The organism is Enterococcus sp. DIV1316a (genome assembly GCF_050536915.1).
Classification (GTDB): domain Bacteria; phylum Bacillota; class Bacilli; order Lactobacillales; family Enterococcaceae; genus Enterococcus; species Enterococcus faecalis.
On record NZ_CP172913.1, the window covers coordinates 270,005 to 295,694 of the forward strand.

Annotated in this window: 22 protein-coding genes; 15 read left to right on the forward strand and 7 right to left on the reverse strand. The window is 37.6% G+C overall.

The features are described from left to right. The first annotated feature begins 18 nt into the window (after positions 1-18). Both IGL56_RS01430 and IGL56_RS01435 read left to right on the forward strand, forming a co-directional pair. On the forward strand, positions 19-852 hold the full coding sequence (locus tag IGL56_RS01430; protein WP_002355228.1) for a DUF72 domain-containing protein: 834 nt from the start codon (positions 19-21) through the stop codon (positions 850-852). 16 nt (positions 853-868) lie between these two features. Continuing rightward, the gene (locus IGL56_RS01435) at positions 869-1,405 is read left to right on the forward strand and encodes a haloacid dehalogenase (RefSeq protein WP_002355230.1); all 537 of its coding nucleotides are present in this window, start codon (positions 869-871) and stop codon (positions 1,403-1,405) included. A 22-nt stretch (positions 1,406-1,427) separates the two neighbouring features. Here IGL56_RS01435 and IGL56_RS01440 read toward each other — a convergent pair whose 3' ends face one another. Further along, positions 1,428-2,780 carry an aspartate kinase gene (locus tag IGL56_RS01440; RefSeq protein ID WP_002391510.1) on the reverse strand — a complete coding sequence of 451 codons (1,353 nt, stop codon included), beginning with the start codon at positions 2,778-2,780 and terminating at the stop codon, positions 1,428-1,430. A gap of 186 nt (positions 2,781-2,966) precedes the next feature. Between IGL56_RS01440 and IGL56_RS01445 the strand changes: the two genes are divergently transcribed. From IGL56_RS01445 to IGL56_RS01455, 3 genes are all read left to right on the forward strand, one after another. Continuing rightward, the gene (locus IGL56_RS01445; RefSeq protein ID WP_002355232.1) at positions 2,967-3,653 is read left to right on the forward strand and encodes an HAD family hydrolase; all 687 of its coding nucleotides are present in this window, start codon (positions 2,967-2,969) and stop codon (positions 3,651-3,653) included. Positions 3,654-3,838: 185 nt separating this feature from the next. Then, the gene (gene ezrA / locus IGL56_RS01450) at positions 3,839-5,575 is read left to right on the forward strand and encodes a septation ring formation regulator EzrA (RefSeq protein ID WP_065813740.1); all 1,737 of its coding nucleotides are present in this window, start codon (positions 3,839-3,841) and stop codon (positions 5,573-5,575) included. A 126-nt stretch (positions 5,576-5,701) separates the two neighbouring features. Then, positions 5,702-6,847, forward strand: a complete 1,146-nt coding sequence (locus IGL56_RS01455; protein WP_002355234.1) for a cysteine desulfurase family protein — start codon at positions 5,702-5,704, stop codon at positions 6,845-6,847. Between the two features lie 52 nt (positions 6,848-6,899). Here IGL56_RS01455 and IGL56_RS01460 read toward each other — a convergent pair whose 3' ends face one another. Then, the gene (locus IGL56_RS01460; protein ID WP_002355236.1) at positions 6,900-7,592 is read right to left on the reverse strand and encodes a response regulator transcription factor; all 693 of its coding nucleotides are present in this window, start codon (positions 7,590-7,592) and stop codon (positions 6,900-6,902) included. Beyond that, positions 7,589-8,932: a sensor histidine kinase gene (locus tag IGL56_RS01465; protein WP_002393835.1), complete on the reverse strand. Its 1,344-nt coding sequence runs from the start codon at positions 8,930-8,932 to the stop codon at positions 7,589-7,591. Before IGL56_RS01465 ends, IGL56_RS01460 begins: the two co-directional genes overlap by 4 nt. A 323-nt stretch (positions 8,933-9,255) precedes the next feature. Between IGL56_RS01465 and IGL56_RS01470 the strand changes: the two genes are divergently transcribed. The 5 genes from IGL56_RS01470 (at position 9,256) to IGL56_RS01490 (ending at position 14,885) form a co-directional block, all read left to right on the forward strand. Further along, positions 9,256-10,233, forward strand: coding sequence for a DUF4822 domain-containing protein (locus IGL56_RS01470; RefSeq protein WP_002355240.1), 978 nt, complete (start codon positions 9,256-9,258; stop codon positions 10,231-10,233). A gap of 184 nt (positions 10,234-10,417) precedes the next feature. Further along, positions 10,418-11,383 (forward strand): DUF4822 domain-containing protein, encoded by a 966-nt coding sequence (locus IGL56_RS01475; protein ID WP_263306748.1) that lies wholly within the window; start codon positions 10,418-10,420, stop codon positions 11,381-11,383. Positions 11,384-11,601: 218 nt separating this feature from the next. After that, positions 11,602-12,645, forward strand: a complete 1,044-nt coding sequence (locus IGL56_RS01480) for a DUF4822 domain-containing protein (protein WP_002387660.1) — start codon at positions 11,602-11,604, stop codon at positions 12,643-12,645. Between the two features lie 173 nt (positions 12,646-12,818). Beyond that, a complete protein-coding gene (locus IGL56_RS01485; RefSeq protein ID WP_002392485.1) occupies positions 12,819-13,622 on the forward strand; it encodes an ankyrin repeat domain-containing protein in 804 nt (267 codons plus the stop codon). Positions 13,623-13,673: 51 nt separating this feature from the next. Continuing rightward, positions 13,674-14,885: an amidohydrolase family protein gene (locus IGL56_RS01490; protein ID WP_002392486.1), complete on the forward strand. Its 1,212-nt coding sequence runs from the start codon at positions 13,674-13,676 to the stop codon at positions 14,883-14,885. 109 nt (positions 14,886-14,994) lie between these two features. Here the strand turns inward: IGL56_RS01490 and IGL56_RS01495 are convergent, their stop codons facing one another. From IGL56_RS01495 to IGL56_RS01510, 4 genes are all read right to left on the reverse strand, one after another. Continuing rightward, entirely contained in the window at positions 14,995-15,414 is a 420-nt protein-coding gene (locus tag IGL56_RS01495; protein WP_002355245.1) for a type II toxin-antitoxin system death-on-curing family toxin, read from the reverse strand. Then, positions 15,411-15,650 (reverse strand): AbrB/MazE/SpoVT family DNA-binding domain-containing protein, encoded by a 240-nt coding sequence (locus IGL56_RS01500; RefSeq protein WP_002358371.1) that lies wholly within the window; start codon positions 15,648-15,650, stop codon positions 15,411-15,413. Before IGL56_RS01500 ends, IGL56_RS01495 begins: the two co-directional genes overlap by 4 nt. 100 nt (positions 15,651-15,750) lie before the next feature. Then, positions 15,751-16,563: an alpha/beta hydrolase gene (locus tag IGL56_RS01505; RefSeq protein WP_002392487.1), complete on the reverse strand. Its 813-nt coding sequence runs from the start codon at positions 16,561-16,563 to the stop codon at positions 15,751-15,753. After that, on the reverse strand, positions 16,538-18,130 hold the full coding sequence (locus tag IGL56_RS01510; protein ID WP_002355248.1) for a PucR family transcriptional regulator: 1,593 nt from the start codon (positions 18,128-18,130) through the stop codon (positions 16,538-16,540). The genes IGL56_RS01505 and IGL56_RS01510 overlap by 26 nt, the downstream gene beginning before the upstream one ends. Positions 18,131-18,252: 122 nt before the next feature. Here IGL56_RS01510 and fdrA point away from each other — a divergent pair, with 122 nt between their 5' ends. The 5 genes from fdrA to IGL56_RS01535 all read left to right on the forward strand — a co-directional run bounded on the left by fdrA (position 18,253) and on the right by IGL56_RS01535 (position 25,653). Further along, entirely contained in the window at positions 18,253-21,264 is a 3,012-nt protein-coding gene (fdrA, locus tag IGL56_RS01515; RefSeq protein WP_002355249.1) for a DUF1116 domain-containing protein, read from the forward strand. Further along, complete coding sequence (locus IGL56_RS01520) at positions 21,257-22,090, forward strand: DUF2877 domain-containing protein (RefSeq protein ID WP_002355250.1); 834 nt, start codon at positions 21,257-21,259, stop codon at positions 22,088-22,090. Before fdrA ends, IGL56_RS01520 begins: the two co-directional genes overlap by 8 nt. Positions 22,091-22,099: 9 nt before the next feature. Beyond that, positions 22,100-23,353: an MFS transporter gene (locus IGL56_RS01525; protein ID WP_002355251.1), complete on the forward strand. Its 1,254-nt coding sequence runs from the start codon at positions 22,100-22,102 to the stop codon at positions 23,351-23,353. A 134-nt stretch (positions 23,354-23,487) separates the two neighbouring features. Next, positions 23,488-24,426: a carbamate kinase gene (gene arcC, locus IGL56_RS01530; protein WP_002355252.1), complete on the forward strand. Its 939-nt coding sequence runs from the start codon at positions 23,488-23,490 to the stop codon at positions 24,424-24,426. A 6-nt stretch (positions 24,427-24,432) separates the two neighbouring features. After that, positions 24,433-25,653: a dicarboxylate/amino acid:cation symporter gene (locus IGL56_RS01535; RefSeq protein ID WP_002355253.1), complete on the forward strand. Its 1,221-nt coding sequence runs from the start codon at positions 24,433-24,435 to the stop codon at positions 25,651-25,653. Positions 25,654-25,690 lie beyond the last annotated feature (37 nt).

Genomic DNA, 25,690 nt, shown 5'->3' on the forward strand with positions numbered 1-25,690 from the left:
ACGCAGAGGAGGAAGGACATGATTCGCTTAGGATTAACATCTTTTAGTGAACACGACTATTTAACTGGAAAAAAACGGTCCACGCTTTATGAATATGCCAGTCATTTACCGCTAGTTGAAATGGACACGGCGTATTACGGGATTCCTCCCAAAGAACGAGTAGCTGAATGGGTCAAAGCAGTTCCCGAAAACTTTCGCTTTGTCATGAAAGTTTATAGTGGAATCAGTTGTCAAGGTGAGTGGCAGACCTATTATGCAAGTGAAGAAGAAATGATCACCGCCTTTTTAGAAAGTATGGCCCCATTAATTGAAAGTAAAAAATTATTTGCCTTTCTGGTACAATTTTCAGGAACATTTGGTTGTACGAAAGAAAATGTCGCTTACTTGCAAAAAATTCGTCACTGGTTTAAAGACCTACCCATCGCCATTGAATTACGAAATAATTCATGGTATCAACCAAACTTTGTAAAACAAATGTTGCAATTTATGAAAGAAAATCAATTTTCACTTGTGATTGTAGATGAACCGCAGATTCCTACGAATCCAGTGCCCTTTTATCCTTATGTAACGAATCCTAATCTCGTGCTCTTCCGGTTTCACGGACGTAATGCGGCTGGCTGGTTAGCCAATGATGCAGAGTGGCGAAAAAAAAGAACCCTTTATCATTATAATACGCAGGAAATCGCTGATTTAAGCGAAGCTGTTTTAAAAATGTCGCAAGAAGCTAAAGAAGTGGGCGTAATTTTTAATAATAATTCTGGCGGCGATGCCGCAGAAAACGCTCTACAGATGCAAAAAGTCTTGAATTTGAGTTACGATGATTTGAATCCAAAACAATTAGATTTATTTTGAGAAAGAAGGTAGCTGAATGTCTGAAAAGCAATCCCCTTATGAAATGGCTTGTGCATTCCACGAGGTTTTTAATCCACAACAACCAGAGCAACCAACTGCTTTTTCGCCAGAGCTAGCCAGTCGACGAGCAGAGTTTAAAGTCGAAGAACTTGTAGAATTTTTATATAGTGCTGCTGATAATGACCAAGTGCTTTTTCAACAATTGGTCAACGGATTAAAAAAATCTGTCGATAAAGCAGAGCAGAAAGTCTTGGCGAAAGGCAAACCAGTATCTGATCCTTTAGTGGAGGAAGTGGATGCACTAGTTGATTTATTGTATTTTACTTATGGTTCGTTTTGCTTAATGGGCGTCAATCCAACAAAAATTATTGAAATCGTTCATCAAGCCAATATGGGGAAATTATTTCCAGATGGGCAGCCACATTATGATCCAGAAACAAATAAAGTATTGAAACCTGAAAATTGGGAACAAGATTTTGCGCCAGAAGCTAAAATTAAAGCGGAAATTCAACGCCAATTGAAAATTACTGAAACCAATGAAAAAGACGAATGAGAAAACTCATTCGTCTTTTTCATTAATCATGGAAGAACGTCCGATATAAGGCTTTGATGGCTTTTTCCTCTTGTTCTTTTTTGATACCAAACATAATACTTACTTCCGAAGATCCTTGGTTAATCATTTCTAAGTTGATTTTTTCTTTGGCTAACGCCATTGTACTTTCAGCAGTAACCCCAATTCGTTGGCGCATGCCTTCCCCGACAATCATAATCATAGAAAGATGATGCGTGATGCGTAACTCATCAGGCGCTAAAACTTCTTGGAGTTGAGCCATCAGTCGATTTTCAATTTCAGTTGTTAACTGGTCTTCTCTTAAAACAATCGTGATGTCATCAATTCCTGAGGGCATATGCTCATAGCTCAAGGCTAATTTTTCTAGTACTTCTAAGAGCCGTCGCCCAAAACCTAATTCTCTATTCATTAAATACTTACTAATGTAAATACTTGCGAACCCTTGATCACTAGCAATTCCTACAACAGGAGCATGCTTCACTTTGCGAGAGGTGGTAATTAGGGTGCCAGGATGATGTGGGTTGTTGGTATTTTTGATAACGACTGGAATATTTGCGCGATAGGCAGGCATTAAGGCTTCGTCGTGGAGGACGGCAAAGCCTGCATAAGCTAACTCCCGCATTTCTCTGTAGGTCAATTCTTGAATCGTTTGAGGCTGTTCAATAATTCCAGGATGGGCGACATAAATTCCGTCCACATCGGTAAAGTTTTCATACAAATCTGCTTGAACACCTGCGGCAACAATGGACCCTGTGATATCGGAACCGCCACGAGAAAAAGTACAAATTTCGCCGGCTTCTGTATAACCAAAGAAACCTGGAATAACCAAGATTTGTTGAGTCTCACGATAGACACTAATTTTCTCTAAAGCTTTTGGTAAAATGCGGGCATTGCCTGGCTCAGGTGTCACTAGGAGACCTAATTCTTTTGGACTAATGTAGCGAGCATCTAAGCCATTTTGCTTGAAAAAACTGGCAACAACTTTGGCATTATTGTCCTCGCCGCTAGCTAAAAAATAGTCAAATAAAAAAGCATTGTTTTCTTTTGGTAAAGTGGCTAATTGGCGAATCGAAATAGCAATATCAGCTAAAACTGCTTTATCCAAGTGTAATTCATCAAAAAGATCTTCATAACGACGAATGATGGCAGAGATTGTCGATTCAATTTCCTCATTATTTAAGTAGCGCTGATAGTATTGAATCAATAAATCAGTCACTTTAATATCTTGCGGGGTTCGCTTTCCAGGAGCGGATACAACGACAAACGTTCGGCGCGGCTCTTCCTTGACGATTTGTAAGACTTTCTGTAACTGTGGTGCTGATGCTAGCGAGCTACCGCCGAATTTAACTACGTTCACGTTTATCACTCCTGTTTTTAATTATTTTCTCATTTGTAGATTAGTAAAAGGATACCGAAAAACATTTAGAAAAGCAACCACTTATTTTCAGAAAGTTAGGAAATCATGAAAATATTTGTTCTTCATTTTTCCTTAAAATTTTGTTAAACTGTAAAGATATGAGTCGTAACGAAGGAGTTAAATAGTATGACAGAATCCAAAACTGCCATTATTTTTGATATGGACGGTGTCCTAGTAGATAGCGAAGCTTATTATTATGAGCGACGTAAAGCATTTTTAGCGGAATTTGATTTGACCATTGAGGGCCTAACCTTGCCAGAATTAGTCGGTGCGGATATGCGTTCATTATGGCAAAAGATTGAACAAGTCAACAAAAAAGAGCTAGATATTGCTTTTTTAAATGAACAATACATAGCCTATAAAAAAGCGCATCCGATAGATTATTTAGCTGTGCTTGATGAAAATGCGAAACGTGTTTTACAATTTTTAAAAAGACAAGGCTATAAAATCGGATTAGCTTCTTCTTCCACAAAAGACGCAATTGAAGAGGTTTTGACAGTGGGGCAATTAAGTAGTTATTTTGATGCGGTCGTGAGTGGGGAAGATTTCGAAGAAAGTAAACCGGCGCCGGATATTTATCTGCACACGTTACAAGAATTAGCTGTTGCGCCACAGGAATGTATAGCCATTGAAGATTCAGAAAAAGGCATTGCTTCTGCCAAAGAAGCTGGGCTAGAAGTTTGGGCGATGCGCGATGAACACTTTGGGATGGATCAAAGTCAAGCGGATGCCTTCTTAACACAACTAAGTGATATTTGTAAAAAAATTAGTGAAAATCGGATCGATGAAAGCAGTGAATCAACCCCTTCGTAAGAAGATCGCGGGTTTTCTTAAAAAAGTTTGTTATAACTAGTGAATGAATATACAGTTTGTGCTATAATTTTCTATAGGTATTTCTGCAAGAATGCCCTTTTTCAAGGGTCAGGAACAATAGATAACCGTGTGAAGAGAACAAACAACCTTTCTTTTATTATAGAAAAATTATCGGAGGAGCCAAAATGAAGAATAATTGGATTATCATTTTAGTACTAGTAATCGTTATTATTGCTGCGGTGCTATACTTAATTGGTTATTTTATGCGCAAAAAAAATCAAGAACAATTAGATGAATTAGAAGTTCGTAAAGAAGCCCTGTTTGACTTGCCAGTCTTTGAAGAAATCGATGACATTAAAAAAATGCATCTAGTTGGACAGAGTCAAAATAGTTTCCGTGAATGGAATCAACGTTGGGTAGAACTATCGACGCGTTCTTTCGCCGAACTAGAGAGTCAAATTTATGAAGTCGAAAATCAAAATGAAATTTTCCGTTTCATGAAAGCGAAGAAAGCAGTCGTGGAAGCGAATGAAACGATGACCGAAATGGAAGCCGAAGTGGAAGTCATTCGTAATGGCTTGAAAGAATTACGTGAAAGTGAAGAGCGCAATTCATTGGAAGTTCAAAAAGCTTTGGATGTCTATGAAGAATTAAGTAAATCACTAAAAGATGATAAAGCTAGCTTTGGTCCAGCTTACTCCGAAATCCAAAAACAATTAAGAAACGTCGAAATTGAATTCACACAATTTGTCACACTAAATACATCGGGGGACCCAATCGAGGCTCGAGAAGTCCTAGAAGATGCGGAACGTCATACGTATGAATTGGAAGACTTAATGAAACGGATTCCACCAATGTATGAAGAATTAAATGAAACTTTCCCAGATCAATTAAAAGAAATCGAAGAAGGCTACAACCAATTATTAGCTGACGATTACGTGTTCCCTGAACAAAACTTTGCTGAAGAAATTCAACATGCGAAAAAACGTGTCGAGAATTCAATGGCTGATTTAGAGAAAACAGAGATTGCCGCAGTAGAGGTCGCAAATCGCGACACAGCAACGGCGATTGATGCATTATATGAAGTGATGGAACGTGAGATTGAAGCGAAGAAATATGTCGTGACCAATCAAAAAATTATTGACGATTATATTTCTCATTCCTTAAAAAATAACCGTCAATTAATGATTGAATTGGACCATGTATCACAAAGCTATACCTTAAACAACAACGAGCTAGGACGTAGTCGTGGTTTTCAAACGGAAATTGAAGAAATTATTCGCCGTCAAAAAGATTTGGAACCTCGAATGAAAGAACATACCGTTCCTTACTCTGAAATTCAAGCGTTCTATAAAGAATGCTATAAGATTTTAGATGATATTGAAAATCAACAATTAGAAATTGATGCTTCATTGAAAGAACTAAGAAAAGGCGAAAAAGTCGCTCAAGAAAAAGTCGACGAATACGAATTCCGTTTACGGAGTATCAAACGATATGTTGAAAAGCAACGATTACCAGGTTTGTCTGCTGATTACTTAGAATTTTTCTATGTGGCAACGGATCGAATTGAAGATTTAAGCCGAGCCTTAAATAAAATGCGCATTAACATGGATGAAATCAATCGTTTGTGTGACTTATGCGAAGATGATTTAGAGTTATTAGATAAGAAAACAAAAGATTTAGTCAATGCAGCAGCTCTGACAGAACAAATGATGCAATATGCAAACCGCTATCGTCATACTCACGAGAACATCCGAGCGGCTTTAGATAAAAGCATGTATTTATTCTCGACAGAATTCCGTTATCAAGATGCATTAGATGAAATTGGAACGACATTGGAAGCTGTTGAGCCAGGGGCGTTCAAACGAATCGAAGATTTTTATTTTAAAAATATCAATAACCCTAATTTAACAGCAATTTAATTAAACAATCACTAAACAGAGGTTTGTCGACAGACAAGCCTCTGTTTTTTATGGCGTGGTGGTGACTTGAAGTGATACTTTAGAAAGTATATAATGGGAAAGAATTTTAAAAAAGAAGGGTGACAAATGATTTATTTTGATAATAGTGCAACTACACCGATTTACCCCCAGGCTTTAGATACATATGTAAAAACCAGTCAGCGGATTATTGGCAATCCGTCTAGTCTGCATGACTTAGGCAACCAAGCGAATCGGCTCTTACAACAAGCACGGAAGCAGATTGCGGAGCTAATCAATGTTTCAGCAAATGAAATCTATTTTACAAGTGGCGGAACTGAAGGAGATAACTGGGTTTTAAAAGGAACGGCAATCGAAAAACGAGAATTTGGTAATCATATTATTATTTCTGCAGTGGAACATCCAGCAGTTACAGAAACAGCGGAACAATTAGTCGAACTAGGTTTTGAACTTTCTTATGCGCCAGTGGATAAAGAAGGTCGTGTGAAAGTCGAGGAATTACAGAAATTAATTAGAAAAGAAACGATTTTGGTTTCTGTTATGGCAGTCAACAATGAAGTGGGAACGATTCAACCAATTAAAGAAATCAGCGAGGTTTTAGCGGAGTTTCCTAAAATTCATTTTCATGTAGACGCCGTTCAAGCAATTGGGAAAGTTAATTACTCAGAGTGGTTAACGGATCGGGTGGATTTTGCAACATTTTCTGCACATAAATTTCATGGACCACGAGGCATTGGTTTTATGTATTGGAAACAAGGAAAACGTTTAGCGCCGCTTTTAACAGGAGGCGGACAAGAAAACAACCAACGCAGTGGGACAGAAAACGTACCAGCAATTGTGGCAATGGCCAAAGCGTTGCGTTTGCATTTAGAGAACGAACAACAACGGCCGCAACATGTGGCGACATTACGGAGTTATTTATTAAAGGCGCTAGAAGAATTTCAAAATGTGACTGTTTTTTCACAAGATAATGAACATTTTGCGCCACACATTTTATGTTTTGCTTTGAAAGGGATTCGCGGCGAAGTGCTAGTCCATGCATTGGAAGAAAAACAGATTTATATTTCGACTACGAGTGCTTGTTCTAGCCGAAAAAAAATGGCTAGCAGCACCTTGTATGCCATGCATGTGCCTGGGGAATTGGCGACTTCCGCTGTGCGCATTAGTTTAGATGAAAGCAATACAATGGCAGAAATTGAACAATTTATGATTGTTTTCAACCAACTTTATCAAAAATTTTCTCGTGTAAATTAATAAAAAAATAAGTCGGAGCCTAGAAATAGGCTCCGACTTATTTTTGCTCTCTTTATCGATTGAAGCGGTAGCCACTTCCCCAGAGTGTTTCAATTGGAGAGTCAGAAAGATTGGCTTTTTTTAATTTTTCCCGAATCCGTTTAATGTGAACAACGACAGTCGAAACCTCAGTATCTAAGGCATCAAATCCCCAGACACTTTCAAAAAGTTCTTCTTTATTCCACACGCGATTAGGATGTTCCATCAAGAAAACCAACAATTTGTATTCTTTGCTTGTAAAAATAACTTCATTTTCTAAAACAAACACTTTGTGGGCGGCAGTGTCGACAGCGATTTCATTGATTTTTAGTAATTGTGGTGGTTGTTCTGCTTTGCTTAGCAATTGATAACGGTTCATATGGGCTTTTGCTCGAGCGACTAATTCATTGGGACTAAACGGCTTGATTATATAATCATCAGCACCTAAGCCAAGCCCACGAATTTTATCAATATCTTCTTTTTTAGCCGAAACAATCATGATCGGCGTTTGCTTTTTTTTTCGAATTGCACGACAGATTTCAAAACCATCCATAGTTGGCAGCATCACATCTAAAATAATTAAATCAAAGGGCTCATTTAAAGCTGCTTCCAATCCTTTTTTTCCATCATGTTCAATTGTGACAGTCATATCGTTAATTTCTAAATAATCTTTTTGCAAATCAGCAATGCTTGGATCATCTTCAATAATTAATACATGTGGTTTCATTTTTCATCCTCCAACAACGGCAACGTAATTATCACGTTGGTGCCGTCTCCTTTTTTACTTGTGACAGTGATTGTTCCCTGATGATAGTCAATAATTTGTTTGACAATACTTAATCCCAAGCCGCTTCCTTTAACTGTTGGGGTTCGAGATTTGTCTACACGATAGAAGCGTTCGAATAAATAAGGTAATTCTTTTTTATCGATACCAATGCCGTTATCTGTAATGGTTAAAACTAAGTCTGTTTGATTATGCGTTAAAGAAATCGTAAAGGCTAGTTGTTCTTTAGTGGGATCCGCAAATTTAATGCTATTTTGAATTAGATTGGTAATCACGCGATTCATCTGCGTGGGGTCCATTTGAACGTATAAGGCTTCGGTGGGAAGTACAGAAGTAATCACGAGTTCTTGTTCCAAACGGTATTCTTCAAGAATATGTGCAATAAAACGAGTGAAATTGGTCTTTTCCACTGTAAAGACAGCACGGTCTAGGTCTAATTTAGAATACAAAAATAATTCTTCAATTAAATCATTGAGGCCTAAACTTTTTTCATGAATGACCGTTAAATAGCGCTGTTTTTTTTCTTCAGTATTGGCAACGCCATCCATCAAACCTTCAACGTAACCAATAATAGAAGTAATTGGTGTTTTTAAGTCATGAGAAATATTTGCAATTAATTCTTTCCGATTAGCTTCATATTTTTCGCGTTCCGCATTGGCTTCTTCTAAATCTTGCCACATTTGTTCAAAACTAAGTTGGAGCTGTTTGACTTCTGTTGAGACGGTTTGGTGGCTAGTTGGTGTAAATGGATTTTCTTTTTGGGCATCCTTACCCAATGTTTTAGTCGCTTTTTCTAATGCTTCTAATGGCTCGATAGTGGTTTTGGTTAAGCGCTTATTAATGAGCCAAGCTGCCGCAATTGCTACAAGGATAATTAACAAAATCATCCAGATAATCCAGCGTGTGAAGAATTCAAAAAGGCTGCTTTCGCGTTTCAAGACAATAAAGCTCCCGTTAGAACCATCTAAATAATGAAAATCGGATTTGACATAATGATATAGACGCCCTGCATTATCCAGTGTGCCAGTTGGCATAATATTATTCATTTCGTAGTTTGGAATATGTACAGACAAAGATTTTTCTACTAAATTATCCGAATAATAAGGAAACCGTGCATTCTTTCGAATAATCACACTTAATCCTTTTGCCTCAATTGTTTGAATCGTTTCCTTTAATTCTTTACTTAAAGGCGTATCTAGTAATTTCGGTGACTTTTTTAACAATTGATCTAAGGCCAAATAACTTTCTTCTTCGTTAGCGGTCAATGGTCGTTGCTTATTCATCATTCGGTAAGCTTGGGGCAAACTGGGAACAGTTCCTAACGTGATGTAAGAAGCTAAGGATAAAAAAGCTAAAACAGAGGCTAAAGTAATAATGATGGCACTAATATAAGAAATAAAAAAGCGGCGTTTAATGGTCAAAAGCGTCCCTCCTAGTGGTTTTAATCTATTTCTTACTTATAGTGTATTACAAGTGAACAAAAAAAAGCTAGTATTGTTATTAACTTTTTTTCATTTGTTTATAATTTGTTCATTTTTCGGTAAGTAGGAGTTTATAAGGCTTTGCTATTCTAAATATATCAAAAAGAAAAAGGGGATTACCAACCATGAAAAAGAAAAAAATTTTTAGTGCGCTTACCTTATTAACCTTTAGTACGTTGTTGATTGCAGGCTGTGCTGGCGGAGCCAACTCTGCAACAGATAAATCAAGTGCAGCTAGCTCAAGCACTGCAGTCTCTAGTTCAGCAGAAGCAGCTAAAGAGCAATCAAAAGGACAAGAATTAACAGAAATTTTATCCAGTACTGATTGGCAAGGCACAAAAGTTTACGACAAAAATAATAATGATTTAACAGCAGAAAATGCTAATTTTATTGGTTTAGCAAAATATGATGGTGAAACAGGTTTTTATGAATTTTTCGACAAAGAAACAGGTGAAACCCGTGGCGATGAAGGCACATTCTTTGTGACAGACGATGGCGAAAAGCGTATCTTAATTTCGGATACACAAAACTATCAAGCGGTGGTCGATTTAACGGAAGTGACGAAAGATAAATTTACCTATAAGCGAATGGGTAAAGATAAAGACGGGAAAGATGTAGAAGTCTTTGTAGAACATATCCCTTATTCTGACGAGAAATTAACCTTTACGAATGGCCGTAAAGATTTAGAAACAGAAACTGGCAAGATTGTTACCAGTGAACCTGGGGATGACATTTTAGGGGCTACATTATGGAATGGCACGAAAGTTTTAGATGAAGACGGTAACGATGTTACTGAAGCAAATAAAATGTTTATTAGTTTAGCGAAATTTGATAATAAAACAAGTAAATATGAATTCTTTGATTTAGAAACGGGTAAAACACGTGGAGATTTTGGTTACTTCCAAGTAATTGATAATAACAAAATCCGTGCTCACGTTTCAATTGGTGACAATAAATATGGAGCTGCATTAGAATTAACAGAATTAAATGATAAACGTTTTACGTATACACGAATGGGTAAAGACAACAATGGTAAAGAAATTAAAGTCTTTGTAGAACATGAACCATATGAAGGAGACTTTACGCCAGACTTCACGTTCTAATTAGTCAATCACGAGTGGATGAAGCGGTCAAAAGGAAGTAAAGGATTCTTTTGACCGCTTCATTTTTAACAAAAAAATAGTTTATAGTTGTTTTTAATCGTTTATAAATTGTTCATTTTTCTGACAGTGGTAGTTTAGAATCGTTTGTTAAGATAGGTTTATCAAAGAAAAGGAGCGATGCTTTATGAAAAAGAAAGTATTAAGTTCGATTACTTTAGTAACATTAAGTACGTTACTTATAGCAGGTTATGCAAGTCCAGCATTTGCATATCATGCAGCCAATCCAAATAGTGCTACAGCAAATTTAGGCAAACATCAAAACAATGGCCAAACAAGAGGCGACAAGGCGACTAAGATTTTATCTGGCACGGACTGGCAAGGAACCCGTGTTTATGATGCTGCTGGTAATGATTTAACGGCAGAAAATGCTAATTTTATTGGTTTAGCAAAATATGATGGTGAAACCGGTTTTTACGAGTTTTTCGACAAAAATACTGGGGAAACCCGTGGTGACGAAGGAACATTTTTTGTGACAGGTGATGGCACAAAACGAATTTTAATTTCGCGGACACAAAATTATCAAGCCGTAGTGGATTTAACCGAAGTGAGTAAAGACAAATTTACTTACAAGCGTTTAGGGAAAGATAAACTGGGGAATGATGTTGAAGTTTACGTGGAACACATCCCTTATCATGGGAAAAAATTAGCTTTTACAAATGGACGTGAAGCATTAACCAATCAAACTGGCAAAATTGTGACAAATAAATCAGGGGATAAAATTTTAGGAACAACCTTGTGGAATGGCACAAAAGTCGTAGATAAAAACGGTAATGATGTGACAGCGGCCAATCAAAATTACATTAGTTTAGCGAAATTTGATCCAAACACAAGTAAATATGAATTTTTCAATTTACAAACAGGTGAAACCCGCGGCGACTTTGGGTACTTCCAAGTGGTGGACAATAACAAGATTCGGGCCCATGTATCTATTGGTACGAATCGCTACGGTGCAGCGCTAGAATTAACGGAACTAAACAATGATCGATTTACGTATACTCGAATGGGTAAAGATAATGCTGGTAATGATATTCAAGTGTTCGTGGAACATGAACCTTACCAAGGCACATATCATCCAGCCTTTACTTTCTAAAAGTCTCTTGTCTTCTCTCTTATTTAACAAAAGAACGTCCCCCAACGTTCTTTTGTTTTCTCTTCTTCTATAAATAAATTGTTATTAGTTATAATTAAATATTATTATTAAGATAATTATAATAATTATTATTTAATAATTTGTTCATATTATGGACAGGTGGAGTTAATAACTACTTGCTATCCTTAAATTATCAAAAGGAAAGGGAGTAGTCGTTTATGAAGAAAAAAATCGTTGGTACAATTACGTTGTTGGCTTTAAGTGCGTTATTAGTTGGTGGAGCAGGAGGGGCTTTGACGGCAGAAGCATACGTTCCTCAAAGCGTAGACAATCCCAATAATTTAGGGGATTTACCTGAGTATTTACGTTCAGTTGGTATTAGACAAGATGAAGGATTATCAGAAAAAGATTGGGCTGGAACACGCGTTTATGATCGAAATGGGAATGACTTAACAGATGAAAATCAAAACCTATTACATGCAATCAAATTTGATGCAACCACTAGTTTCTATGAATTTTTTGATAAAGAGACTGGAGAATCAACAGGAGATGAAGGAACCTTCTTTATGACCGCTGGTATTACAGATGTTTCCCGTCTTGTAATTATTTCTGAAACCAAAAATTATCAAGGTGTATACCCACTTAGAACTTTATACCAAGATACTTTTACGTATAGACAGATGGGGAAAGATAAAAACGGAAATGATATTGAAGTTTTCGTAGAAAACAAAGCAACCTCAGGACCAGTTTATGGTCGTCCGCAGCCATACCCCAATAATCGTCCCAGAACACTAGAATTCACGAATGGACGCCGTGCCATGACAGAACAAACAGGCCAGATTGATGTAAATCGACAAGGGGATGAAATTATTGGTAAAACTTCCTTTGATGGGACACCGCAACTTCTTTGGAATGGCACAAAAGTAGTGGATAAAGATGGCAATGACGTAACTTCGGCCAACCAAAACTTTATCAGCTTAGCGAAATTTGACCAAGACAGCAGCAAATATGAATTTTTCAATTTACAAACTGGTGAAACTCGTGGCGACTATGGCTACTTTAAAGTAGGAAATCAAAATAAATTCCGTGCCCATGTTTCGATTGGAACCAATCGCTATGGCGCTGTCTTAGAGTTAACAGAATTGAATGATAATCGTTTTACGTACACACGAATGGGTAAAGATAACGAAGGAAACGATATCCAAGTCTATGTGGAACATGAACCATACCAAGGAACTTTTAATCCTGAATTTACCTTTTAAGAACAAAACATACGAATGGAAACCAAAAAAAGTTTCGACTTCTTTTGGTTTCTCTCTTTTTAAAATAGAAAAACAGAGAAAGCGTTTTAATCGACAAATAAAAAAAGATTCGTTAGATTAGAACCACTGGAGAAAAATCTCATATTTCTCTCGAGGAAAGGAAGTTGAGCACAATGAACAAAAAAATTTTAATGGGGCTATTAAGTGTCGTGACCATTCCATTACTTTCTGCGTGTCAAGGAGGAGAAACACCCTCCGCAGCGTCAAAAAATAGTCAAACGGTGACTACTCAAAGTAGTGCAAAAACTGAAAGCACCAGTACAACCCGTTCGGTAGCTCAAACAACATCAAAAGAGGAAGTGAAAGAACCGATGAAGACCTATGAAGTGGGTGCGCTTTTAGAAGCAGCCAATCAACGAGATACGAAGAAGGTCAAGGAAATTTTACAAGATACTACTTATCAAGTGGATGAAGTCGACACAGAAGGCAACACACCGCTCAATATCGCTGTTCACAATAATGACATTGAGATTGCAAAAGCGTTGATTGATCGGGGTGCCGATATTAATCTGCAAAATAGCATTAGTGATAGTCCCTATCTTTATGCGGGAGCGCAAGGACGTACGGAGATTTTAGCGTATATGTTAAAAAATGCGACCCCAGATTTAAATAAGCATAACCGTTACGGTGGCAATGCGTTAATTCCGGCAGCTGAAAAAGGACATATTGACAATGTGAAGCTCTTGTTAGAAGATGGACGAGAAGACATAGATTTCCAAAATGACTTTGGCTATACAGCATTGATTGAGGCAGTGGGGTTACGTGAAGGGAACCAACTTTACCAAGATATTGTAAAATTGTTAATGGAAAATGGTGCGGATCAATCCATTAAAGACAATTCTGGTCGAACAGCAATGGACTATGCCAATCAAAAAGGTTATACGGAAATTAGTAAAATTTTAGCACAGTACAACTAAGTATTGTGTCCTTTCGGGAAGGAATAAATACAGGTAGGAGTGAAGGAAAGCATGAATTATTGGTTAAAAAATGTTCGAATTGAAACAGGGTATCAAAAAGAAGGTGACTGGTTATCTGGGACAGTAACCAAAGAAGTGGCAATTGAAGTAACAGATGGAGTATTTACGAAAATCATCCCCAATGAAGAATTGGTAGAAGAACCTGGGTTGACAATTATTGATGGTCACCATCAATTGATTTTACCAGGTTTGATTGAAAAACATTGTCACTTTGATAAAAGTAAACTAGGTGTTCCGTGGTATCCGGTGACGCCAGCGAAGTCAATTGTGGAACGTGTCGAAGCAGAAATCCCTTATTTAGATAGTTTAGAACTTTCTTTAACTGAACGCGCAAATCATTTAATTGACTTAGAATTACCACATGGCGCGACAGCCTTCAGAACACATGTCGACGTGGAACCGATGACAGACTTACGTTATTTTGATGAAGTCCAAGCATTGGCCCAAACGAAACCATTTGCGGTAGAAATTGTCGTCTTTCCACAGCATGGCTTACTACGTTCAGATTCCGTTGAATTAGTTGATCAAGCATTGGCAAAAGGTGCCGATTTTATTGGTGGCGTGGATCCTTATTCACTAGATGGTGATTACAAAAAATCATTGGCTGAAACATTCCGCTTAGCAGATAAACATGGTGTCGGTGTGGATATTCATTTACATGACCGTCACGAAGCTGGGACAACAACGATTAAAGAAATTATCCGTTTAACGAAAGAATATGGCCTACAAGACAAAGTATTTATCAGCCATGCCTTCGGGTTAAATGATTTCATTGGTGAAGAACGTGACGAAGTTTATGATGCTTTAGCAGCAGAAAAAATTCATATTAATTCCAGCGTGCCAATCACACCTAACACGATTCCGCCAATTATGGAATTGTTACGTCATGGAGTCAATGTCCATCTTGGTTGTGACAATATCTACGATTGCTGGTCTCCCTATGGTGATGGTTCATTACAAGAAAAATTGGCTCGTTTAGGTGAACTTTTTAATGTGAAAGATCAAGATGCTTTAACCCAATTATTGGGCTTAGTGACAGATGGTGTCACAACTTTAGACGAACAAGGGCAAGCAAATTGGCCGCAAGTTGGTGCTGAAGCAACTTACTTACTCACTGAAGCAGAATGTGCGGCGGCTTTTGTCGCTCGTCAGACACCAGTGGAAATCAGTGTGGTAAAAGGAACCACACTTTATCAAAAATAACAAAAAGAAGCGAGATTTCTCGCTTCTTTTTTTGTTATTAAATTTATTTGGATTAGACGCTTAATTTTACAATTGAAAACGACATCCATCTTATATTTCATTGATGAAATTAGTGAGAAGAAGTATGATTTAATTTAGCTCTGATTACTTTTGATACATCGTTTTTCAACTGATCAAAATCTGATCTATAAGTAGCAATAAAAACCAATAAATCAACGCCTTCTTGCGTATCTAATTGGAAATCATAACCGTTTAATTGTAAAAATAAGTCGGTTGCCATTACAGCTGTCCGTTTATTTGCATTGTAAAAACAATGCTTTGTTGCAATGTTAATCATTAAAATAGCTGCTTTTTCTTCAATTGTTGGGTACAGGTCAACGTCAAAGACGAATTGTGCTGGTTGGTTGCTAGCCATTTCTAATGCATTACGATCTTTGATGCCAATTTGTTCTGCGGGAGAATACGTTTGGATCAAGAAAGTATTCATTTGAAATAGATCATCCGCTGATAAATAATAAATACTTTTCATTTAGTAACCAATTCTTTGTACAGCTCATTATGTTTTTGTTTTGAGTTCTCCATCATTTGTTGTAATTTTTTTTGATGTTCTGACATATTTTTTTTAACAATAATATCTTTTAATTTTTCTTCGTCTACATAAACGGTGTCTGTCGCAGTCGCACCAATGCTTTCTAGAAACTCTTTTGACAATGTCATAACAACAGAATTCCCAACTTTTCTAAGTTTTCTTTCTTTGATTTCCACTAGTAACCCACCTTTCGTATACATTGTATATACAGTATATCATGGATCATAAAAAAGTTTCTATCACAAGTCTAATACTTTAATAAAATTTCTTGATTGCTTATCGTTCCTTCAGCCAGCTATCCAATTGCTCAAATAAAGCGATGACCGAAGGATCTTTGGTTTGTTTTAAAAAATCATGTTCTAAATAGTAAACCGCTTTAAAGGTACTCTCAGGAATGGTCCGTCCGATTTTTTTGCTATAGCGGAACGGCACTTCTTCGTCTGAACTGCTAGCTGTACTGAAACAGGGTGGAAACGTTTTTAATGTTTCGTCTGACAGTGCGTAAGCAGACCAGTCCCCATTTTCTGGTAATCCGTAAAAGTGCGGCAATAGCGCTTGCTGAATACTGTAATGATACAGCAGATAGCGAGAAAGAAAAGGATCATCCCAAACAGGCTTCGTTTGGTCGATAGCAGCTATTTCTTTAGCGGAAATGGCTTGCTTTAATAATTTCCGTGGCTCTTTAATAAATTCTAAATCTGTATAGCCGTAAAAATTGACTAAAAATTGTGGCATCAAATTTAGTGTTTGTAATTGTTTGGTTAACTGTAACATTAAATAACCGCCAGCGGAACGTCCGCACAAACCAAAGGGCTGGTTTTGAATAATCTCTTCGTTTAACAATTGGAAGGTTTCTGTTAGCGTCCCTAAGATGTGATCGATTTTTGTATTTGGAGCCAACAAATAGTCCAGCGCTAAAACGGTATAGCCATTGCTTGTAAACAGCTCCTTCAGTTCTTCTGGTAAATCACTTTTGGTTCCATAAATCATCCCGCCACCGTGTAAATAGACGACATAGTTCGTTGGTTCAGTCGTAGTGGGGTAGATAGTAACTGTTGCGCCATTAGCGAGTGTTTGATTGTTTTTCAAGTGCACGTCTCCTCATCTTTATAATGTATGTGGCAATTTCATAATTTAACAATTGCAAGGGATTGGCTAAGTCAATATCAAGAAGTTGTTCCACTTTGTTTAAACGATAACGAATCGTTTTTGAATGGAGGAACATCGCTTCAGAGGTCTGTTTATAGTTGCGGTTATTTTGGAAAAAACTGTACAAAGTTTCAAATAAATCGTAGTTGTTTTCGGCTAATTGATAAAGTGCGCGAGGAATTAATTCGTCTAAATTTTCCAATTGGTCTTCGCGGATAAAATTTTTAAATACCCCAATATCGGCTAAGGTGACAATTGGTCCGTTATAAAAAGTTTCATTAAAGCGCAGAATGTCCAGGCATTCAATCAGTAGCTCTTTAATCCCTTCTCGTGATTTTAAACTGCTGACGGCAACGGTAAGCGTGTCGTTTTCTTCTAAAAGTTCAGCTAATAAACGACTTAATTGCAGCTTTGTAATTTTTCCATCACTTTCATTGAAGTTAAAAAGGACCGCCGAATAATTTAGCTGATCGAAGAAGATGGATTTCACACGCAGGGTACGAAGTAAGGCAATAATTCGTTCTTTCATGAGTTGTGTATTGGTGTCTTTGGTAGAAAAAGCAATCGCTTGGTAAGAATCTAGCTCTTGCATTTGCACTTCACGAAGCAAACTGTTTAGCTCGTCAGGATTTTGCGGTGTATTTTGTAAAATAGCATCCGCTAAGTTGTTCAAACGAGTATACCGTTCTTTTTTTAACAAATTTTCGGTATTGAATTTTTCTTGTAAGACATCAATCGCATTTTCGATAATCACTAAATCCGTTTCTTTAACCTTTTCATCTTGTAAATAAACCAGAAGTAAACAATTAGTGGAATAACTATTGAAAATAGAAACTTCTAGTGCCAACTGTTTTTTGGGGTTGGCATGAGAATAAAGTGTTAAAAGAGAATAATCATTTTTAGTGAACTCACTGTTTTTTAGTTTTTCTCTTGAGAGCACAATCGCATCATGGGGTAAGTCGCCATCGCTAATTTCCAGATGTTTATCCAACATTTTTAAAGCGAAGGGTAATTTAATGATGTCATAAAATTCTTGCATAATCGTCTCAACCGTTGGGTAGTGGCGCTCTAATTTGGTGAAACGTTGGCGCACATCGTAATACGTACGTAAGACATGCGACTGATAATTCAACAAAGGCTCGTAAATCGTAAACAGAATTTTTTCATAGCTAATGTCTTGTGTGATTTTAATTAAAGGAATTTCATAATTGAAACATAATTCGATAAACCACTCTGGAATCATTTTAATGAATCGATCTGTTTTCAAAATTAAGCCGCTGATGCCAATTCGGCGCATCTTTACGAAAAAATTTTCCAACTCTTTTTCGGGTAGATCATGCAATGCGTAGAAAGAAGTCAAAATTAACTGATTCTTTCTACTCCAGTTCTCGATATCAATCGCTTCTAAGACCATTGCCGAGTCAACTTCATTGTCTAAACCAATCTCTTTCGTCAAAATTTTACCTTTTTTTAAGTCACCTATCGATAATAACTCTCTTAATTTCATCGTTTTCTCCTTTTTTCCTCTTATGGATAAAAATTATACCATTTTTTTAGAATTATGTCCGATGAAAACACTTTCTCGTTTCGATACAATAGCATTGTAAGGAATAGATAGGAGGATGAACAATGTTACACACAGTAATTTTGAAAAACAATTACCAAGACTCCATCAATTTAATGTTATTGACCAATAAAATCAATGCATTAGATGGTGTAACCATGAGTCAAATCATGATGGGAACAGATGCCAACAAAGACATCCTTAACAACACAAACTTGTTAACGGATGAGGCCAATAGTGCATCTGCAAACGACATGATGATTGTGGTTGACAGTGAAAAAGAAAACATCATGGAAGAAGTTATGCCAGCGATTGATGAATTCTTAGATGATTTATCAGCAAAGGGAACTAGTGAAGAAGCACAAGCAGCGACTTCTTGGTCAGAAGCGTTTGATCTTTTACCAGAGGCGAATGTAGCGCTATTCAGTATTCCTGGTGAATATGGTGCGCCAGAAATGGAACGTGCCTTAAAAAATGATTTACACGTGTTCTCTTTCACGGATAATGTGTCAATTGAAGATGAAGTACGTTTGAAAAAATTAGCGCATGAAAAAGGCTTACTAATGATGGGGCCTGACTGTGGAACTGGTATTATCTCAAGTATTCCAATCGCCTTTACAAATGTTGTTTCTCCAGGAAACATTGGCGTTGTTGGTGCTTCAGGAACAGGGATTCAAGAAGTTACAACGATTATTGACCGCTTAGGTGGCGGAGTTGTTCACGCCATTGGAACTGGTGGTCGTGACTTAAGCGACAAAGTAGGCGCTATCACAGTGAAAGATGCTATTGTGGCTTTAGAAAATCACGAACCAACCGATGTGATTACAGTTATTTCTAAACCACCTGCAAAAGAAGTTCGTGATGAAGTGGTTGAATTATTACAAAGCATTTCAAAACCAGTCGTTGCGATTTTCTTAGGAGAAAAACCAACAAGTCACGAAGGCAAAGTTTATCTAGCTCATACATTAGAAGAAACAGCTAAAATTGCTGTTGATTTAGCAAATGATGTGGCCGTGAAGAAAAATTACTTTGAAGCATTAGCAAAACCAGCTGTACCAACATTACCAGAAGATAAAGTTGTAAAAGGCTTATATTCAGGTGGTACATTAGCTTCTGAAGCAGGTATGTTAATTTCTGAAGCTTTAGACCTTGGCGGTTTAGTGAAAGCAGAAGGTTATGTCTTGAAATCTCACGGTTATGAAGTCATTGACTTAGGCGATGATATGTATACACAAGGTCGTCCGCACCCAATGATTGACCCAGATGTTCGTATCGAAAAAATTCGTGAATACGCACAAGATGAAAAAACGGGGATTATCTTATTCGATGTGGTGTTAGGCTACGGTGCTCATGAAGACATGGTTGGTGCATTGTTACCAGCAATTGAAGAAGCGCGTGCCACAGCCAAAGAAGCCGGACGTGATCTTTACTTTGTTGCAACTGTTTGTGGGACGACGAAAGATCCGCAAAATTACCAATCGTCGGTTGATCGCTTGAAAGAAGGCGGCGTTTTAGTTGCAGAAAGCAATGCTAAAGCTGTTCAATTAGCTTTATTGCTAAAAGGAATCGAAATTTCAGAAGACGATAAAGAAGTGGTTGCTTACAACGGACCAACTGTCGATGTACCAAAACCAGGCGAAAAAGTAATGGAACTATTAACAACCAAACCAAGAATTATTAACGTTGGGTTGCAAAGCTTTACAGAATCAATCGTTGATTACGGTGGCGAAACTGTTCAATTTAACTGGCGTCCACGTGCTAACGGCAATAAAAAAATGATTAAAATTTTGGATGCTTTGGAAGATTACAGTGAACAAATCGAAGCTGAAAATCACAAAGTAACAGACAAAATTAAAAATGCACAACCATTCTTAGTAGATGTGGTACCTGCAAAATCAGTGATTCCAGAATTAAATGATGACGCACAAAAAACATTACTTCATGCTGGACCACCAATCCAATGGTCTGAAATGACTGGACCAATGAAAGGTGCTTGTATCGGTGCAGCATTATTCGAACGTTGGGCAGACAACGAAGAAGATGCTTTGAAGATTTTTGAAGCTGGCGAAGTACGTTTCATTCCTTGTCACCATGTAAAAGCAGTTGGACCAATGGGCGGTATTACTTCTGGTAATATGCCAGTCTTTGTTGTAGAAAATCGCTTAGAAGGTAACGAAGCATACTGTATCTTGAATGAAGGTATCGGTAAAGTATTACGTTTTGGTGCTTATTCACAAGAAGTGGTTGATCGTTTAGATTGGATTAAAGATGTTTTAGGACCAACTATTGCGAAAGCCTTGAAACTTTCTGAAGAAGGCTTGAACTTAAACGTATTGATTGCGCGCTCTATTACAATGGGTGACGAGTTCCACCAAAGAAATATTGCCGCATCTTTGAACTTCTTAAAAGAATTGTCTCCATTAATTATCAAAACAGATATTCCAGAAGATCAAAAATACGAAGTAATCAAATTCTTAGCTGACACAGATCAATTCTTCTTAAATGTCATGATGGCAACTGGAAAAGCAATTGTTGATGGTGCCCGTAAAGATACCAACGGAACGATTGTCACAACGATGACTCGTAACGGCGTGAACTTTGGGGTCCGGATTGCAGAAACAGGCGATCAATGGCATACCGCACCAGTAAATACACCAAAAGGTCTTTACTTCACTGGTTTCAGCGAAGAAGACGGAAATCCTGATGTCGGGGATAGTGCAATTACTGAAACAGTAGGCGTTGGAGCAATGGCTATGGTAGCTGCACCTGGCGTAACACGGTTTGTTGGTGCAGGTGGCTTTGAAGATGCGTTAGCAACCTCAAATGAAATGGCAAAAATCTGTGAAGGACACAACCCAACATTCTCAATTCCAACTTGGGATTTCCAAGGAACTTGTTTAGGAATTGATATCCGTAAAGTGGTGGAATTGGGAATTACACCAATCATCAATACAGGGATTGCACACAAAAATGCCGGTGTTGGTCAAATTGGTGCAGGGACAGTTAGAGCACCTCTAGGCTGTTTTGAAAAAGCCCTAGAAGCGTATGCTGAGAAACTAGGCATTACGGTTGAATAACCAACTAGTCATTAGTGACTACATTTTTCCTATCCACCAATATGGCAAGATGGGAACCATTCACAGTGTTTTTGAACGTTCATTTAATCTGAAAGTCCAGGATCAATTAATCAATGTTGCAAACTTCCATAATTATTTATCAAGCTTTGGTATGTTTTTGCCAGATCAATTGTTTCAAGAAATCTTTCCGTATGTACAACAAGGTAATAAAGTCAAAATCACAGAAAATCAGTTGACCTTTTACAGTACAGTCGGCGTGAAAACGATCCAACTCACACCTGCCGAGGTCGTTTCTTTAAACATTACTCATTTCAAGTTAGAAAAAGACCAATTACGCTTGTTGCGAGACCGCTTATTAGCGAGAAACTTAGAACGTAGAATTGGCCTGCCTTTAGACGAACGAGCAAAGCATATTTTCAAAAAAATGAGCCAAAAACAAAAAGTTTGGACACTATCGGAATGGCAAGAAGTAACGAATTATCTGATTGGTCGGGGCAAAGGGTTAACCCCGAGTGGTGATGACATTTTAGTGGCGTATCAAACAATTCTGTTCATACTTGCTGATGAAAGAGCTGCGGCGTTAGCCGCTACTCTTTCGGCAGCAAATTTATCCACAACAGATGTTAGTAAAGGCTATATTGCAAGCTCGGCTAAAGGATATGTAAATTCATTGTTGTATCAGTTACTCTTGGATTTGGAGAACCATCGGGATAATAGAGTTGACGAAAATATTGACAGAATTATACAAATCGGACATTCCTCTGGTAAAGATATGTCATTTGGAATGTTACTAGCTTTACAATCTGTAGAGTTAGATGAGAAGTGAGGAGAAGACATGGAGAATAGTAAAAAAAATCAAGCAGTGCAAGTGAGCAATAGTTACTGGATTAAAGTCGTAGCCATTTTCTTCGTAGGCTGGATTTTAATGTACGCAACACGAACTATTTTTAATCCAGTGATGGGGGTCATTGGAGAACAATTTGGTCTAAGTAACACACAACTTGGTTTAGCCAATAGTATCTTCTTTCTAACCTATGCTGTTGCACAGATTCCTTTTGGGATGATTGGCGATAAAATTGGGCGGAAATTAGTCATTGCTGTTGGGTTTATCGTTCTTGCTATTTCTACTTATTTTAGTGGATTAGCGACAACCTTTGTTATGTTTTTAGTCATTCGTGCAATTGCTGGTATTGGTCAAGGAGCTTACTATGGCCCGCAATATGCGCTATCGACAGAAGCGATTCCAGCAAGTAAACGGACCATCGGTAATGCCATCATCAATAGTGGGATGGCCTTCGGTACATCAGGTGGGTACCTACTTTCAAGTAAGTTGGTTTTAGAAAATGGTGAACATTGGAGCAAACCATTCTTTATCATGGCGATTCCAACGTTTATCGTAGGAATTCTTTTCTATACAATTTTGAAAGAAAAAGTGATTCGTCCTGGTGAAGAAGCTGCACGAGCAGCTGCTGAAGAAGGACCGCAAGAAAAGATCTCATTAAAAGAAATTTTCTCAAATCGTAATTTATTAGCCGCATTTATTTTATGTTTCACAAGTATTTATGCAAACTTTGTCATTATTACTTGGTTGCCACAATTTTTAATTGCTGAACGTGGCTTTACAGGAGCGAGCGTTGGTTTCATTTCATCACTTGTACCATGGGCCTCTATTCCAGGAGCCTTAATCTTCGCTCGTTTGAATGATAAAACAGGTGCGACGAAAAAATTAGTCTTTACATTAGTACCTTTAGCAATCCTATCTGTCTTTGCGATTGCTTTTGTAACAAATCGGACATTGTTAATTTCTGTTTTAATTCTTTATGGGTTAACAGGGAAATTAGCGTTAGATCCAATTATGGTGACTTTTGTTACCAAACATGCACCAAAAGCGGCCTTAGGAACAACGTTAAGTGCCTATAATTTTATCGGGATGTCAGGGTCAATCCTAGCACCGTATGTCACAGGATATTTAGCAGATACAGCAGGCTCAATGCAAGTTGGCTTCTATCTTTCTTGTGTACTATTAGTTATTGGTTTACTAGCTTTTGCTTTCTTAGCTAAAGATGAGAGTAAACCGAAATTAGGTTAATTATCCCTTCGATAATGACTGAAACAATCAAAATGAGCAAGACAAAATCTTTCATTTCGTAAACAAATTATTTCTTATCCGTCGATACTGAAAAGATTTTGTCTTTGCTTTACTAAAAAGGAGCGAATCAATCAATGAGTTTAAACGTAATTGCCCTAGGTGGGAATGCTATTTTAGATACGGATCCAACAGATGAAGGCCAAAAAGCCGTCGTTAATCACGCGGCCAAATATATTGCAGAATTTGTTGCTAAAGGGGAACAAGTCATTGTCTGTCACGGAAACGGACCACAAGTAGGGAATTTGCTTTTACAACAAAAAGCAGGCGAAAGTGAAAAAAATCCAGCGTTGAAATTGGATACTTGTGTTGCGATGACACAAGGAAGCATCGGTTACTGGTTACAAAATGCTTTAACTAATGAGTTTGAAAAACGTAACATTGCTAAACCAGTTATCTCTGTAGTTACGCAAGTACGTGTGGACAAAGAAGATCCTTCGTTTAAAAAACCATCCAAACCAATTGGTCCATTCTATACAAAAGAAGAGGCTGACGCAGAAGCAGCCAAAGATGGCTCTACGTATGTGGAAGATGCTGGCCGTGGCTACCGAAAAGTTGTTCCATCACCAATGCCTAAAGAAATTGTTGAAAAAGAGGCGGTTCGTGCTTTAGTAGAGGCGGACGTTTTAACTATCTGTTCTGGTGGCGGGGGCATTCCGGTCGTAGCAGAAGACGGACAATACGTAGGTGTGGAAGCGGTTAACGACAAAGATTTCTCTGCACGTGTTTTAGCTGAAAACGTTGATGCAGACCGTTTGATTATTTTGACAGGCGTTGATAACATCTACATTAATTACAATCAACCAGATCAAAAAGCATTAGAACAAATCAGTGTAGCCGAAGCAGAAGAATACATTAAAGAAGGTCACTTTGCTGCTGGTAGTATGCTACCAAAAATCGAAGCTGCCTTAGACTTCGTAAAAGGTGATGACAAACGGAAAGCAATCATTACTTCTATCGAAAACTTAGAAAACATCGATAAAGAAGCAGGAACTGTGATCAGTCAAAAGGGGTAGTTTACCATGAAAAAACCGTCCATGATCACCCAAATTGCAATTGCTGTTGTCGTAGGAATCCTCGTAGGACTCTTGATTCCTGCTAGCGGCAATTACTTGAAAATAGTTGGAGATGTCTTTTTGCGACTGATGCAAATGGCTATTCCTATCTTGATCTTAGGGCAAATTGTCCAAGCAGTTGGCAGTATTAATCCAAAAGAATTAACGAGCCTTGGGGGTAGAACAATCGCTGTTTTCGGGATTTCCTCCTTAGCTGCCGCTTTATGGGGCGTACTAATGGCAGTCATTTTTAATCCAGGATACGGTGTTAAAATGACTGGCTTCCAAGATGCTTCTATTAAAGCGCAAGAAATCTCAATCACTGATACGATTTTAAATTTCGTTCCGAAAAATATTTTTGATTCACTGACTCAAGGATCGATTATTCAAATTATTGTCTTTGCATTATTTTTTGGTTTAGCACTGAATAAATACTTACAAAGCCATCCAGAGACACAACTCTTCCAAATAATTGTGGACTTTAATGAAGTTATCATTACAGTCATTCGATACGTCATGTATCTAGCACCTCTGGGGATTTTTGCTTTAATTGCTTCAACAATTAGTCACTTAGGCCTTCAAATTATTTTACCGTTAGTGAAGTATCTATTGGTCTATGGATTAGGCACTATTTTATTTTTGGGCATCTGGATTTTGGTTATCACATTGTACTGTAAAGTAAGTCCACTACGTTTAATTACAAACATGAAAAATATGTCTGTGATGGCCTTGGCGACAACTTCTTCAGCAATTACTTTACCAGTAGCTTTGGAAGAAACAGAAACAAAATTAGGTTTAAGTAAGCGAATTACTAACTTAGTGTTGCCGTTAGGTATGTCATTAAACAGTAACGGTTCAGCGATGCATATGGCTTTTACTGTAATGACTATCGCTCAGATGTATCAGCTAGATTTTGATATTACGAAAATGATTTACTTAGCAATTACAGCAACGTTTGTCTCACTAGCAAACGCAGTTGTTCCTGGTGCGGGCTTAGTCTCACTGGCAGTGATTGTTCCGCAAATGGGTTTACCCATTGAGAGTATTGCAATTTTTGCAGGCGTCGAATGGTTTGTTGGCATGTTACGAACAATTTTAAATGTCAATTCAGATGTTTACTCTGCTATTCTAGTTGCAAAATCAGTGGATGAAATTGACTATACTGTCTTTAACAGTAGCAATAAGTAGTGAAAAAAGGGGAGGAAATGCAAGGACGAAGAAGAAA